At 52.9% G+C, this 13,465-nt stretch carries 14 protein-coding genes; 9 read left to right on the top strand and 5 right to left on the bottom strand.

Annotated elements, in window-relative coordinates:
- The first annotated feature begins 25 nt into the window (after positions 1–25).
- From VFO10_RS18235 to VFO10_RS18195, 9 genes are read left to right on the top strand one after another with little or no spacing between them, the layout of a single operon-like run.
- Complete coding sequence (locus tag VFO10_RS18235) at positions 26–268, top strand: hypothetical protein (RefSeq protein WP_325142789.1); 243 nt, start codon at positions 26–28, stop codon at positions 266–268.
- Positions 228–956, top strand: a complete 729-nt coding sequence (locus tag VFO10_RS18230; RefSeq protein ID WP_325142787.1) for a virB8 family protein — start codon at positions 228–230, stop codon at positions 954–956. Before VFO10_RS18235 ends, VFO10_RS18230 begins: the two co-directional genes overlap by 41 nt.
- Positions 953–1,831 (top strand): P-type conjugative transfer protein VirB9, encoded by an 879-nt coding sequence (gene virB9 / locus VFO10_RS18225; protein ID WP_325142785.1) that lies wholly within the window; start codon positions 953–955, stop codon positions 1,829–1,831. The genes VFO10_RS18230 and virB9 overlap by 4 nt, the downstream gene beginning before the upstream one ends.
- Complete coding sequence (gene virB10, locus VFO10_RS18220) at positions 1,831–2,991, top strand: type IV secretion system protein VirB10 (protein ID WP_325142783.1); 1,161 nt, start codon at positions 1,831–1,833, stop codon at positions 2,989–2,991. Before virB9 ends, virB10 begins: the two co-directional genes overlap by 1 nt.
- On the top strand, positions 2,975–4,027 hold the full coding sequence (virB11, locus tag VFO10_RS18215; protein WP_325142782.1) for a P-type DNA transfer ATPase VirB11: 1,053 nt from the start codon (positions 2,975–2,977) through the stop codon (positions 4,025–4,027). The genes virB10 and virB11 overlap by 17 nt, the downstream gene beginning before the upstream one ends.
- Positions 4,028–4,038: 11 nt before the next feature.
- Entirely contained in the window at positions 4,039–6,657 is a 2,619-nt protein-coding gene (locus VFO10_RS18210) for a type IV secretory system conjugative DNA transfer family protein (RefSeq protein WP_325142780.1), read from the top strand.
- 45 nt (positions 6,658–6,702) lie between these two features.
- Positions 6,703–7,923, top strand: coding sequence for an LPD7 domain-containing protein (locus VFO10_RS18205; RefSeq protein WP_325142778.1), 1,221 nt, complete (start codon positions 6,703–6,705; stop codon positions 7,921–7,923).
- Between the two features lie 55 nt (positions 7,924–7,978).
- Positions 7,979–8,527 carry an OmpA family protein gene (locus VFO10_RS18200; protein ID WP_325142776.1) on the top strand — a complete coding sequence of 183 codons (549 nt, stop codon included), beginning with the start codon at positions 7,979–7,981 and terminating at the stop codon, positions 8,525–8,527.
- 9 nt (positions 8,528–8,536) lie between these two features.
- Positions 8,537–9,088, top strand: coding sequence for a TrbM/KikA/MpfK family conjugal transfer protein (locus VFO10_RS18195; protein WP_325142774.1), 552 nt, complete (start codon positions 8,537–8,539; stop codon positions 9,086–9,088).
- 37 nt (positions 9,089–9,125) lie between these two features.
- Here VFO10_RS18195 and VFO10_RS18190 read toward each other — a convergent pair whose 3' ends face one another.
- The 5 genes from VFO10_RS18190 to VFO10_RS18170 form a co-directional block, all read right to left on the bottom strand.
- On the bottom strand, positions 9,126–9,989 hold the full coding sequence (locus tag VFO10_RS18190) for a relaxase/mobilization nuclease domain-containing protein (protein ID WP_325142772.1): 864 nt from the start codon (positions 9,987–9,989) through the stop codon (positions 9,126–9,128).
- A 218-nt stretch (positions 9,990–10,207) separates the two neighbouring features.
- Positions 10,208–10,744: a hypothetical protein gene (locus VFO10_RS18185; protein ID WP_325142769.1), complete on the bottom strand. Its 537-nt coding sequence runs from the start codon at positions 10,742–10,744 to the stop codon at positions 10,208–10,210.
- 201 nt (positions 10,745–10,945) lie between these two features.
- Positions 10,946–12,052: a ParB/RepB/Spo0J family partition protein gene (locus VFO10_RS18180; RefSeq protein WP_325142766.1), complete on the bottom strand. Its 1,107-nt coding sequence runs from the start codon at positions 12,050–12,052 to the stop codon at positions 10,946–10,948.
- Positions 12,052–12,843 carry a ParA family protein gene (locus VFO10_RS18175; protein WP_325142764.1) on the bottom strand — a complete coding sequence of 264 codons (792 nt, stop codon included), beginning with the start codon at positions 12,841–12,843 and terminating at the stop codon, positions 12,052–12,054. Before VFO10_RS18175 ends, VFO10_RS18180 begins: the two co-directional genes overlap by 1 nt.
- Entirely contained in the window at positions 12,840–13,244 is a 405-nt protein-coding gene (locus VFO10_RS18170) for a hypothetical protein (protein ID WP_325142762.1), read from the bottom strand. Before VFO10_RS18170 ends, VFO10_RS18175 begins: the two co-directional genes overlap by 4 nt.
- Between the last annotated feature and the right edge of the window lie 221 nt (positions 13,245–13,465).

Here is a 13,465-nt window from a genome sequence, read left to right as displayed (position 1 = left end):
TAACGGTGTTAACGGGGATCGAACCATGAAAAATACATTTCTCGTCATTCTGATCGCCGGCTTCACCGGGTGCGTGACAACCAAGCCGATCGTGCCCGAGCTTGCCGGGAAACCGCGTGTCAAAATTAACGATCAGCCACAGAATCTGGCGATCGACGAGCCTTTGGACGCGGCTCCGGCTGAGAATCATGCGCCTGACAACAAAGATACGAAGGGGAGTACCAAGCATGTTCGCAAGAAATCCAAAGCTGGAAACACCAAACACTGAAAAGATCTTTGAAGCAGCCATGGATTGGGAAGCCTCGCGGATGGAATCCCTTGAAAAGTCGGAGCGTCGGGCATGGACCGTTGCGAAAGTAGCGCTAGGCGTGACCGCGCTCTCCATATTGGCCATCGCACTGATGATGCCTCTCAAGGAATCGACGCCATTTTTAATACGCGTGGATAATGCTACAGGGGCTGTCGATATTGTAACGGCGCTTAAAGATAAGCAGGTTACAGGTGATGAAGTCCTGGACAGGTATTGGCTAGCCAAGTATGTGCGCGCCCGCGAAACCTATGATTGGTACACCCTCAAAACTGATTATGATACTGTCGGCCTGCTTTCTTCAGCAAATGCAGGCAAGGAATATGCCCAGCTTTTCGACGGCAAGGATGCGCTCGACAAGCAATACGGGAAAACAGTTCGGGCGACAGTGAAAATTCTTAGCGTGATTCCTGGTTCAGCTGGTGTGCTCCCCGACTCGAATCACGTTGCTACAGTGCGCTTTAGCAAGACTGTCAAGAGAGTGGATGCAGAAAATTCGGAAGGTGAAACGAAGAGCTGGATAGCCACTGTCAGCTATGAATATCGCACGACCGCACTTGCCGATGAAAGTACCCGTCTTGTAAACCCATTGGGATTTCAGGTACTGACATACCGCGTTGACCCTGAAATGGCAGGCGGTGCGCTATGAGGCAACATTCCATCATAGTGGCGTTTCTTGCGCTTACCGGAACAGCATACGCAGCAGACGTACCGCAAAGTTCCAGGTTCGATAACCGTATCCAGTATGTAAATTACAATCCCAGCGATGTTGTTGTGATTCGCTCTGTCGCCGGAATAGGAACGCGAATCGTATTCGCACCAAACGAAACTATCCTGGATGTCGCTTCCGGCTTCACTCAGGGATGGGAATTTTCAGATCGTCGCAACATCCTCTATATCAAGGCCAAGTCGATCAAGGGCGAACAAGGCCAACCAGCTATGGCGCCTGAACCCGGCAAGTGGGACACAAACCTGATGGTAACGACCAATTTGCGAATGTATGACCTGGATCTTTATCTATTGCCTGGCTCGAATAACAGCGGCAAAGCTCCATCCAACCAAAAAATCTCCTACCGCGTTGAGTTCAAATATCCAGGCGATGAGGCGGCGGCTGAAAGAAGCCTGGCTGACAAGCAGCGCACACGGTCTGCCCTTGACACCAAAGCTGAGCCGCGAAATTGGAACTACTCGATGCAGATCGGCGATGCGTCTGAAAACATCGCCCCGACGATGGCCTACGATGACGGGCGTTTTACCTATCTGAAGTTTCCCAACAATCGCGATTTTCCGTCAGCCTTCCTGGTGGCCGCTGACAAGACGGAAAGCCTCGTCAATAGTCATATAGATCCAGCCTTTCCAGATACTTTGGTTCTTCAGCGAGTCTCCAAGGAAATGGTGTTACGCCTCGGGAAAGCCGTTGTGGGGGTCTACAACGATTCTTTCGATCCGGATGGAATCCCAGCCGAAGGCGGGACCACAGTTCCTGGAGTGAAGCGGATTCTGAAATCGGGGGAGAATAACTGATGGCAACCAACCAGGCTTACGAGCAAGTTGTTTCGGCGCTGCCGGGTGAAGAGCGCGGGATGCCAAGCGTCAATAACACGGGGCTATCAACGCCAAAGCGAGGCCTGATCGTGCTCGGCCTGCTGCTTCTTCTTTGTGCATCCATAGGTGTCGGCTACTGGAAATACAAAGCGAATTCAGCCAGGGAGAATGAGACTGCGAAGCAGAACGTTTCGCACCTCACGAGCGCTGTGCCGGCCCGCACATTCTCCGAGCCGCCCCCTGCACTTCCGCAGCCAACCTCACCCGACCCGCTCCCCGGATCGGCGAACGCCTTGGCTGCTGCCCCAGCCCTTCCCGGCTCCATGACTATGGGGAATGGGAATTCTGCACAAATTTTAGACAAAGCAGGATCATCACTTATGGCTATTGGAGGAAGACAGGAAACTCCCGTTTTGCCAGTCGCCTCCGGTGGTGTGAGTAGCGGCGAAGGCCCGCAACGAGGTCAGGCGTCGAATGGCGACGAACTAAGCCAGCAGAGCGGTGGCATGGCTGAAATGCTCTCTGGCACACGCACACCCATGCGTAAAGCCACCATGCTTGGCGATCGGAACTTTATCCTTGCGAAAGGGAGCTTCATAGACTGCGCCTTACAAACCCGCATTGACTCAACTGTGCCTGGGATGACGGCTTGCGTTATCACGCGCAATATTTACTCCGACAATGGCAAAGTTTTGCTGCTCGAACGCGGGTCTACAGCTTCTGGCGAGTATAAGTCGAACATGCGGCAGGGTCAGGCACGGATAGGCGTCCTCTGGACCCGAATCAAAACTCCCAACGGCGTCCTTATTAACCTCGACTCTGGGGGAACTGACCAGCTCGGAGGCGCAGGCGTTCCTGGCTACATTGATACCCATTTTTGGGAGCGCTTTGGTGCTGCAATCATGTTGAGCCTGATCGACGACGTGGCCCGGGGAGTCACATCCAACGGAACCGGCGGCGGCAACAATCAAATCAACTTCAATAGCACAAGCCAAGCGGGCCAGGACATGGCTGCGGAAGCTCTGAAGAACACGATCAACATTCCACCAACCCTTTACAAAAATCAGGGCGAGCAGGTCGGTATTTACGTTGCCCGTGACCTTGATTTTTCGAGTGTGTACGATGTCGCAGCCCAATGAATACATCGCTGGAATAAACCGGGCCGCCTCGGTCAACTATCACCTTGAATTTGCAAAAAGGTGGATGGAAGATCCGGAAATTACCGAAATCTGCGTAAACCGCCCCTTTGAGGTGTTCTGCGAGCGCCAAAGCGTATGGGAACGGCATGAGGCTCCAGGTCTTACTCAGGACCACCTGATCTCGCTGGCAACGGCCACGGCTAAATTTACCAATAATGACATTTCAGAAAACCGCCCGATTCTATCTGCCATTCTTCCACTTGGAGAGCGCGTGCAGATTGTGATGCCGCCTGCCTGTGAGCATGGGACGGTTTCAATCACAATCCGCAAACCATCATTCAATATCCGAACCCTGAGCGACTATGAGAAGCAGGGCTTCTTCCAGCACATCAAGCCTCTGACCGGGGATTTGACGAAGCAGGAACGCGAGCTTTTAAATCTCAAGGAGGAAGGCAATTTCATTGAATTTTTGCGCCGTGCTGTTCAACTGGAAAAGGTCATTGTCGTCGCAGGGGAAACCGGCTCCGGCAAGACAACTTTCATGAAAGCCTTGATGCAGGAAATCCCGAGTGATCAGCGCATTATCACGATTGAAGACGTTCCGGAGCTCTTTCTGCCAAGCCACCCTAACCACGTCCACCTGTTTTACCCAAGCGAAGCGAAGGAGGAAGACAATGCGGCGGTTACAGCCGCCTCATTGCTCAAAAGCTGCCTGCGAATGAAACCCACACGCATTCTGCTTGCCGAGTTGCGCGGCGGAGAGGCGTTCGACTTTATCAATGTAGCTGCCTCTGGCCACGGCGGCAGCATAACCAGCTGTCACGCAGGGTCGTGCGAGCTGACGTTTGAAAGACTCGCTTTGATGGTCCTACAGAATCGTCAGGGGCGCACGCTTCCCTATGAAGTTGTTCGCCGCCTGCTCTACCTTGTCGTCGATGTCATTGTGCATGTCCATAACGATGTTGCCGGTGGTTCCGGTCGGCATATTACGGAACTCTGGTATGACCCCATGAAAAAGCGGACGCTCAAAGCTTAAGGGAGCGGAATATGATCGCACCAAATTGGCTGAAATGGGTTCTTGGAATCGCTCTATTCATCGTTGCCACCGCAGCTGCCATCTGGCTTGCCGGGTTTTTGTTCTTCGTGTTCAGCAAGGCAAACCCTTTCGGCAAAACTGATTTCTGGACTTGGATGACTTACTGGCAACACTATCAAGCCGATATCGCGATAGCCAAGCGTCTCAAAGTCTCTGCGATTGTGGCGACGGTGGTAGTGCATGGGTCAACCCTCGCGGCCGTAATCGCATCAATGCGGGAAGTCCGCTCGCTGCATGGAGAAGCACGATTCGCCAATGCCAGCGAGATCAGCGAAGCTGGACTATTAGGCTCAACGGGCGTCATCATTGGCAAACTGAAAAATCGCTTTCTGATGTTCCCTGGCATGCAGTTCATTTTGCTGTCAGCTCCGACTCGAAGCGGAAAAGGTGTCGGCATCGTAATTCCAAACCTGCTCGCCTGGCCCGAATCGGTGGTCGCCCTCGATGTCAAACTGGAGAACTTCCTGATCACCTCAAAGTTCCGTGCTAAATGGGGTCAGGAGATTTACCTATTCAACCCTTTCTCGATCACTGAGGATTCCGATGGCAACCCGGTCGAGGGCAGGACGCATCGTTACAATCCGCTGGGATATATCAGCGACAATCCGCGCCTTCGAGTTACGGATATTCTCGCAATTGGCTATTCGCTCTATCCTGGCGAGGGCAAGGACTCTTTTTTCGATGATGCCGCACGCAACCTTTTCCTCGGCTTAACTCTATATCTCTGCGAAACGCCGAACCTGCCGCGTACCATGGGCGAGCTGCTGCGTCAGTCATCTGGAAAAGGTTTGCCGGTCAAAGACCACATCCAAAACATTGTAAAATCCCGCAACTACAGGGAATTCGGTGAAATCACTCTGAATGATGTCGGAAAAAATCGGGACAGAGTCTCAAAAGCCCTTATGGAGGCTTCCGGCACCACTAGAGAAGAAGCAGATACCCTCTGCAATCAAGCACCTGGAGTGATCTTAAAGGACATTCCCCAGGCCAATATCGAACGGGTCGAAACACTTCTCAAAGGAGCTGGCGCCAACATTAAAACGGCACGAAAGCTGGTGCCAGTCACCAAATGGGATGGAGTTGGCCTGCCTCCGCTGACTATGGAATGTGTTGATGCTTTGAACCGATTCACTTCAACTTCCGACAACACGCTTTCAAGCATCATGGCGACGTTCAATGTCCCACTGACCATCTGGGCCAGCCCTATCGTAGACGCGGCAACCAGCGCCAATGACTTCGACTTGCGAGACGTCCGCAAAAGGCCAATGTCGGTCTATCTTGGCATTCCGGCCAACAAGCTGGCAGAGGCCAAGCTGCTATTGAATATGTTCTATACTCAGCTTGTGAACCTCAACACCAACCGGCTGCTGCACTCAACGCCTGAACTCAAATACACCTGCCTCATGCTGAACGATGAATTTACCGCCCCGGGCAGGATCGGGATCATTGATAAGGCGAATTCGTATATGGCCGGCTACGGACTCCGAATGCTGACCATTATTCAATCGCCAGGACAACTTGAGGCTGAGCCCCCGAAAGGATACGGGCGCGAAAATGCTCGAACTCTTGTCACAAACCATGCGTGTCAGATTTTCTTTACCCCTCGGGAGCAGCGTGACGCGAACGAATATTCAGAAGCGCTCGGCTACTATACGTTTAAGGCCAAAGGAAAAAGCCGCCAGCTGGGCGGAAAAACGGATGGCAGCCGCAGTGAGTCTGAATCCGATCAGAGGCGGGCTCTCATGATGCCCCAGGAACTCAAGGAAATGAGCCAGCGTGAGCAAATCATCAATCTCGAGAACACCAAAGCCATTCGCTGTACGAAGATCAATTACTTTTCAGACCCTGTGTTTATTGATCGCCTGAAGTCTGTTTCGCCTTCACTCGCAAAGCTTGGCAGGAGGCTGCCATCAAAAGCGCAGCTTGAAGCCGCTTGGGGATCTGGTGAATGCGCCGTATCAATTCCTGCTTTGAACTTTGATCTGCACGAGGCAATTGTGCAGGACCGCTCGCGCGAAACGACAGTGGCTGACGTGGCGAAAGGCATAGACCTGAGCACGCTGGCTTTGGATCTTTCCAAAGTGCCATTGCCAGATGGCGACGGTATTGAACCAGAGCAGGTCGAAGCATTCGTAAATGGCTTCTTTGACGCTCTCGATGCGGTCAATGACTACGAGGAGAGTGAAGGGGACGGGCTCGGGACAGCAGAAACAGGTGCGCAATCCACCGTGGATAGCAAGCAGGATATACCCTCTACTGGCGTCAGTCCGGTCAGTGACCTCGTCTCCTATAAGGATAATGGTTTAGCTCGGCAGCTAGTCCCTATATCCGATACAGGGGATCCAGATGAAGTCGAGCCTTCTGAAGACGAACTGGTGGCAATGATCGAGGAGTTTTCAGCACCCGACGACGGAATAATGGATGAGTCGGAAGTGTTCGCAGCTTTGGAATTCGAGAGCATAGAGTCTTCCACTCCCGCGTCTGAAGACACCTACCCTAGTGAGTTTGCGCTGGACCTGAGCGTTCTTGGCAAACCAGAAAATTCAACCAAAAGCGCAGCCGCGCAGTGAATTTAGATTTGAAGAGTCCGCATTTAATTTTCAGGAGCCATTATCATGAATGAACGTAATGATTCTGCTGAAACCAGGAACACGAGAGCAGCCATGAACCACGGCGAAATTCTTGTAAATGAACAAAGCCTGGCGCCGGAGGAAGATGCGCGCCTTTCCACTCTCAAGGAAACGCTCAGGAAAACCGCGCTGAATCTCGACACTCCAGATGAAACAAACGTCGTCACATCGGTGCTGGGAAGAGAGCCGGAAGTCGGTGATCTTCAAAACCAGGCTGTCGACGCACATGAGCAAAGTCGCCAAGTGGAGCTGATGGATCAGGTCCATAACCAGTTTCGTGTCGCCGGCTCCAGGTTCTATTTCAAAGAACAACCGTCCAAGGTGGCATTTAAGGATAAAGGCGAATCTCTCGTGTCTGCATCGAATGATGAGCGCGTTGCAAAGGCTATGGCGGCTATGGCCGATGCGAAGGGATGGAAAACAATCAGCGTCTCGGGTCATCCGGATTTCAAACGCCAGGTCTGGATGGAGGCAACCCTTCGCGGCATCGACGTCCGCGGCTTTAAGCCAACTGAACAGGACTTGGAACTTCTCGAAGGCAGGCGTGATCGCACGTTCCAGAATAGCATTGCGCATGTGGGTGATAATCAAGAACTGACGCACTCAAAAAGCCTGAAGGACACCGAGACCAGGGAGCATGCCCAGGCTCAGCGTTCCGGTCTTAAGGGTAAAAACCCTTCTCGCGCTTATGAAGGGCAGGTTCTGGATCATGGCCAGGCCAACTTCAATCACGATCCAGATGAAAAGCAGAGCTACTTTGTAACATTGGCCACGGCCAAGGGAGAGAAAACTGTCTGGGGCATTGACCTGAAGCGTGCCATGTCCGAAGGAAACGTGAAAAGCGGAGACGAAATCAAGCTGGAATTTAAAGGCAATACCCCGGTCACCGTTGAAACGTTGGTGCGCGACAAAGCCGGCAAAGTGGTTGGAAAAGAAGAAATCACGACCATGCGCAATACCTGGGAGGCTCAGAAGTCCGACAAAGCCAAGGTTGTGGAAGCAGTTGCCTCATCCTTAATTGATGCAAAGGTGAAAAACCCAGCACAGCGGGAAGCGTTGAAAGCCGCCGTGGGCGAGCGCGTAGCCCTTCGCGAGCGAGCGAACAAGGTTCCTGTCGTGCCTATGTACGACAAGTCTGCTCCATCCAAAACCCAGCAGGAACCTGCACGGCCTGTCGTCGAGCGAACCGCTGAACGCACCCGATGACTCGGTGCTCAACGAGAATCTTGATTCAAAGAATATTCAATATAGGAGTTTGATAATGCGTACCACAGCAACTCTAGCAGGTTTCTTTCTTTTGGCATCATGCGCTTCGGCCCCAAAGCCGCCGGTTGTTGATGGCTCGAATCGGCAACCGATCAATAATGCAGAAACTGCGGAGGTTATTGCTCTACGTCAGCAGCTGGCACAGACGGAAGCTAGGCTGCGCCAGGAACAGTCCCGCCCCGTTTTGGATCCGCTCGCTATGCAACCTGCCCCCGAGTCGCAAACGATTAGCATCTATTTCCCATCCAAGGGCACGAGGTTCCGGCTGAACCCTGATGAGGAGGCTCGCCTGCTACCCCTCCTCGCTAAAGCGCGCCGAGTTGAAGTGCGTGGACGAACGGACGGCAAGCGGCCCAGCGCCGTTGACGAGAAAGTCGCGCTAATTCGCGCCCTGGATGCGCAGCGCTACCTGATCGGCCAGGGAGTGTCGCCAGCCATCATTTCAGTCAACTATGTGTCAGCCGGTGATTACGTTGCGGATAACGTGTCAGCTATGGGAAAGGCAGCCAATCGCAGGGTGGACATCGAGATTTTTCAAAGATAAGAGGTGGTTATGAATCGTTTTGCACTCAGCTCCGTTCTGGCCGCGACATTATTCGCCTCGGCACCAGCCCTATCCATGTTCACGGGTGATACAAAGGCCGCATGTGAGGCAATTCTTTGTCTCTCCACGGGCAAGCGCCCGAGAGAATGCCGATCGGCTATCAGACGCTATTTCAGCATCCAAAGGTGGAAGCTTTCTGACACGCTGAAAGCACGCAAAAACTTTCTGAACCTCTGCCCTTCCTCCACAGAAGACCCTAAAATGGCCTCGCTTGTGGACTCCATCACCAATGGCACCGATCGGTGCGATTATGCAGCCCTGAATGCGAATCTCATCGTCTGGAAGGAAGGGGCGGAGGCTCAGGATAGGTATATCAGGGGCGAGCTTCCAGGCTATTGTAGAAGCTACTATGAGACCACAAACATCAAACCGCCTCGCTATGTCGGCACTCCCGAACGCGGCGGCTTCTGGGTTGAAGCTGACAGGTACGCGGCTGCTGAGGCCGAGTACAACGACTACAGCAGGAACGGCTCCATCCACCAAACTGAATCCCTGCAATAGCCCAAGGGGCAAGGGGGGCTAAGCCCTCCCTTCCTCGTCATCGACTATAATCAACGCCGGGCTTTGTTCTGTCGTGTCCTGGAATTCCTGTTTTTTCGGGCTCGGCATGCATGTTTTTCTTCTCCCGCAGCCTCTGCACAAGTTCTTCGTGTTTTGTTATGGTCGCCGGCATGGTCTGTACAAACCGCACGATCTCCAGAGCCAGCCGCTTGTCTTCATCATCCCCTGCAGCCAATGTTCTGGCAATCTCCCCGTATGCCTTTAGTGTCTGCTTCCGTACCGAGCTGATGCGATCATGCAGCGGGTTTAGATGCTTCGTCCCGATATCTGCTTCCAGCTCCGCGTCCTGCCTCTGAGCCTGAAACGAACGGGGGGGGACCTGCCGTTTTCCTTCTTTGAACTCGTTTTCCATGTGCCTGAGTGCCTGTTTCTCGGCCTTTTGGACCACGCCGCGTGCCCGCCGTGGCGTTGCATTTGCCTCAATCCCCTGCTCGCGCAGTTTCCTGGCGAATTGTTCGCGCCAGAATCGCAAGTCACCCTTGCGCGGATTCAGCCGAATACCATGGCGATCCATAGCTTTAATCGTTAGGTGAACGTGGGGGTGATCTTCGTCCTCGTGGGCAGCAAAAGCGTACTGGTGATTCCGAAATTGCTCAGAAGCGAAGCCACGAACGGCAGCCTTTACGCCTTCCCTGTCAGTACCAGGAGGCATGGACAGGACAACGTTGAATGCCTCTTTCCGTCCTTCACCCTCCAAAGGAATGCCTATCCCTCCCTTGGCCCAGGCATCCCTGAGCTCTTTTAAAGACTCCCTGCCAAGGTAGATATCACCATTTTCATCCTCAATTGCAACTTTCCCGTCGCGCGATATGTAGTCGAAATGAGCCTTGATATGCCTCATATTCCGGCCACCGCCCGAGATCTTAACCATGACTTCGGGCGACATTCTTGCCGTTCGAGAAATCATCTCCCGTATGCCTGTGGGGTCTCTCCTGGGCACTGGCTTCAACGAAGCAGTATGCTCACCACTACGGATATTACGCTGCCTCTTGCCAGTCGATGGCCGGGAATAAAGGCGCTCACCCGAAGTCATAATGATTTGCTCAATCTCTGACCTTGTCATTCAATGTTCCACCTCTCAAGGCTTGCTCGGATGGCATCGCTAACCTTTGCTGTGTGTGCGTCGATGAGCCTTCGCAAGCTCTGGATGGACTCGAGAACAGAGGGGTCACGACATCCCTCATTCATGGCCTTGGTCATCTGATTCAAATTGCGACCGATGGCAAGCAGTTGATAGTTCGACTCGCCAAGCGCTTCGATTTCCTTCATCTCGAATTGTGGCTCCCTCGTAAGCCCCGCGCGGATCGCGTCTATGATCCACCGGCGCTGTGAGCAACGCTCGAGCTTTGCTCGAGATTTGATTGCAGTCTTTTCCGATGGGGTCAGCAAAATCTCAACACGCAGCTTGGTTTGATCATCTGAAGACGATTGGACCTGGCGCAAGGGCTCGGGCTGCGATTTCACATTCTCGAGCTGTTTCTGTATGGCCTCTTTCAAAGCTGCGCCAGGTTTTTTTCCGAGGGTTTCACAGTAGTCACTCCACGGCTTTTTGAGGGAACCGAGGTACACATTCAGATAAGGGCTTTCTTTCTCCATAAGTCGACACCTGAAATAAGGGGTCAATCCGACTACGCGTGTAATTCACCGGCGCTTGGCCTATCCTGCGCTACCCATTCAACTTGCAAATTTCTTGGTCATGACCAAATCCGTGCTCCTTTTCCTTGAGGAGCAAAGGACAAACTTCCATGAGATCGCGGGAGACAGGAGAGCATCGTCCCCTTTCGATTAGGCGTGCGGTCAGGGGGCCTCTGTTAGACAGCTGATTTTGCAGGCCCTGGCTTCGACTTCCTGCTCCCCGGTGCCATCTTCAAAGCGGATGTGTATAAGGCCCGGTGCACTGGGTCGAAGATTCAACAACACATTCGCCGCTCGTCCATCGTATTCGATCACAAGAAGGGGTTTGCTGATACGGGTTGGTTCAAGTAACGGACGCCCTTCCGGCGAGAATGTGGGCTTCTCCAGACCCTTTTTAGGGCTGCCGTCGCGCTCTCCGTCCTCACCCTTCCTGACTCGCGTGGTGCTCTCTGGATCGCCACAGACACTGCTGCCTGATTCCTGGGCTCCCTTATACTCGTCCGATCCAGGGATTCGGTTCTGGCCTGATTCGGCCCTTTGCCTGCCGGAAACCCCAGGACCGTCATCAGCGTCTATTGCAACTCCAGGCGCTTGGCCGTTTCTGTCTGCCAAATCGGCTGCCAAATCAGCGACCGACTTCCGGGTGATCTCAAGGGCATCGACACACCACGCCTCAACCTGAGCAGGATATTTCTCATACAGAGCACGGAGCTCATACAGCGTCTTGGGCGAGACACATTTCCCGCTCCTGTATGCCTCTTCCACGCAGCCAGGCGGGTCAATCATCGCCAGATAGTGGGTGATTGCCGCACCGTCCTTGCCTAGATTTTTCGCGATCTCCTGCTTCTTGTCGCCGGCCTCGAGGCGCTTTTTAATAAACAGAGCGAGTTCCATAGGCTTTAGGTCATCGCGCTGAATATTCTCAATAACCTGGTCATAATCGTCATGAGCGTCATCGACGAACGCTGGTATGGTCCTGCGACCTGCAGCAAGAGAACCCCGATACCGGCGGGCGCCATAGTTCAGCATCCACTTCCCCGGCTTGCTTGGATGAGAGCGTATGGATACCGGCGTCTTCACCCCCCGCACCCTGATGCTGGCTGTGATCTCCTCCATGGCCTCTTCGGAAAACTCCTTACGAGGCTGGTCTGGATCTTCTTCGATGTCGGCCAGTGGAATATCGAGTGGCTTGCCCATCGACGATGGCGGCAGGGCCGGACCAACCGGCGCAAAAGGTTTCTCGTTGAGTGCCGAAAGATCGAGTGCCATTAGTGAACTCCCATAGTTGCGGCGATTTTCTCAAACACTGGCCTGATATGCGTCCACGCTTCCCGACCGCACGTTTTACCAAGCTTCCAGACGGGCAAGCCTGCAGCCTGGGCTTCGGGTATGGCCGTAGTTTTCTTGATCGCTGCGAAGCCGCCGCTCTGCAGCGGAATCAGAAGCCTAGCAAAATGGGCAGAAAGCTCTGTGAGATTTTCACGCTGGAACGGTGTAGGCTCGACAATATTTGGCAGAATGCCGATGAGCTCGAGCTTTGGATTGATCGCTGCCTTGATTTTGCGGATGCCTGTCCGCTCATGGTTCAAAAGATCCCCGATACCGTCAATCGCTTCCTGGTTCAGTTGAATAGGTGACAATACAAAGTCGCAAACAACGAGGGCAGCAAGCTGCCGAATGTCCGGGTTAGGGTTTGTATCAATGAGACAAATATCGAATTTCTGGTCCATGGCCTTTAGAAAAGAGTAAAAGTTATTTGCAAACTCATTATGCCTGCTTCCCTGTTTTTCCAAATCCCGCAGCTCATCGTCAGCTGAGATTACGACAAATGCTCCGTCTTCTATCGAAACGTCTTTGGATGTCAAAATTTGACTGGCTGAGATGCGGGATACAGCCGCAAGGCCGCTCTTTGCAATGGCTTTTGAAGTGTTGCCTTGGTGGTCAAGATCAACCACAAGAACACGCTTGTTCATAAGGAGATAAAAGAAATACGCCATCTGAACAGCGACCGCAGACTTTCCCACCCCTCCCTTTTGATTTGCCAGAACCTGGGATTTCATCGCTTGCTCCTGTGCCTGAAAAATGCCTCGACAGCCGACCGCGAGACAGAAACACCGTTTTCCTCGAGAAAGGAGATTATTTGCTTAATCGTGTAACCGCAGTCTCGAAGAGTCTGAATCCCTTTCGTATAAGGTAAAAACGCCGACCCAAACCTCGGCTTCTCGCGCTGCATGAATTCTTCCACGCGCATTTTTTCAGCCTTGGCCAGGAATCGGGCGCGAATCACATTTGCCTGCTGAGGCGACATTGTGTGTGCCGCCGCCGCTTCGGATAATGACGCGGCCTCAACTATCAAAGCCTTTGCAACATTCAGCGACCGCTCTGACCATCTACACTTTACGGCCACGCGATCGAATTGCGCTTCGTCCATCTTTGAGAGGATGGAATCATTGATGATCACCTTCCTGGCGAAAATATTCTGCGGGGTCTATTTACTTCAACGCGCCTCAAGGATTTCACACCTATATAACAGCAGCAAAACAGAGTATAAAACAACCACTTTTCTTCAAGACTTGCACGCGATATCCAAACCCCGGCTTGGCTTCTGACACTGTCATGGTTTTTTTTGTTCGACTCCCATTTCTATGGACATCAAGTTATTACCTGCAAAACAACGAAATT

The organism is Oligoflexus sp., from assembly GCF_035712445.1.
In the GTDB taxonomy this organism is placed as follows: domain Bacteria; phylum Bdellovibrionota_B; class Oligoflexia; order Oligoflexales; family Oligoflexaceae; genus Oligoflexus.
This window is presented reverse-complemented; position numbering and strand designations above follow the sequence as displayed.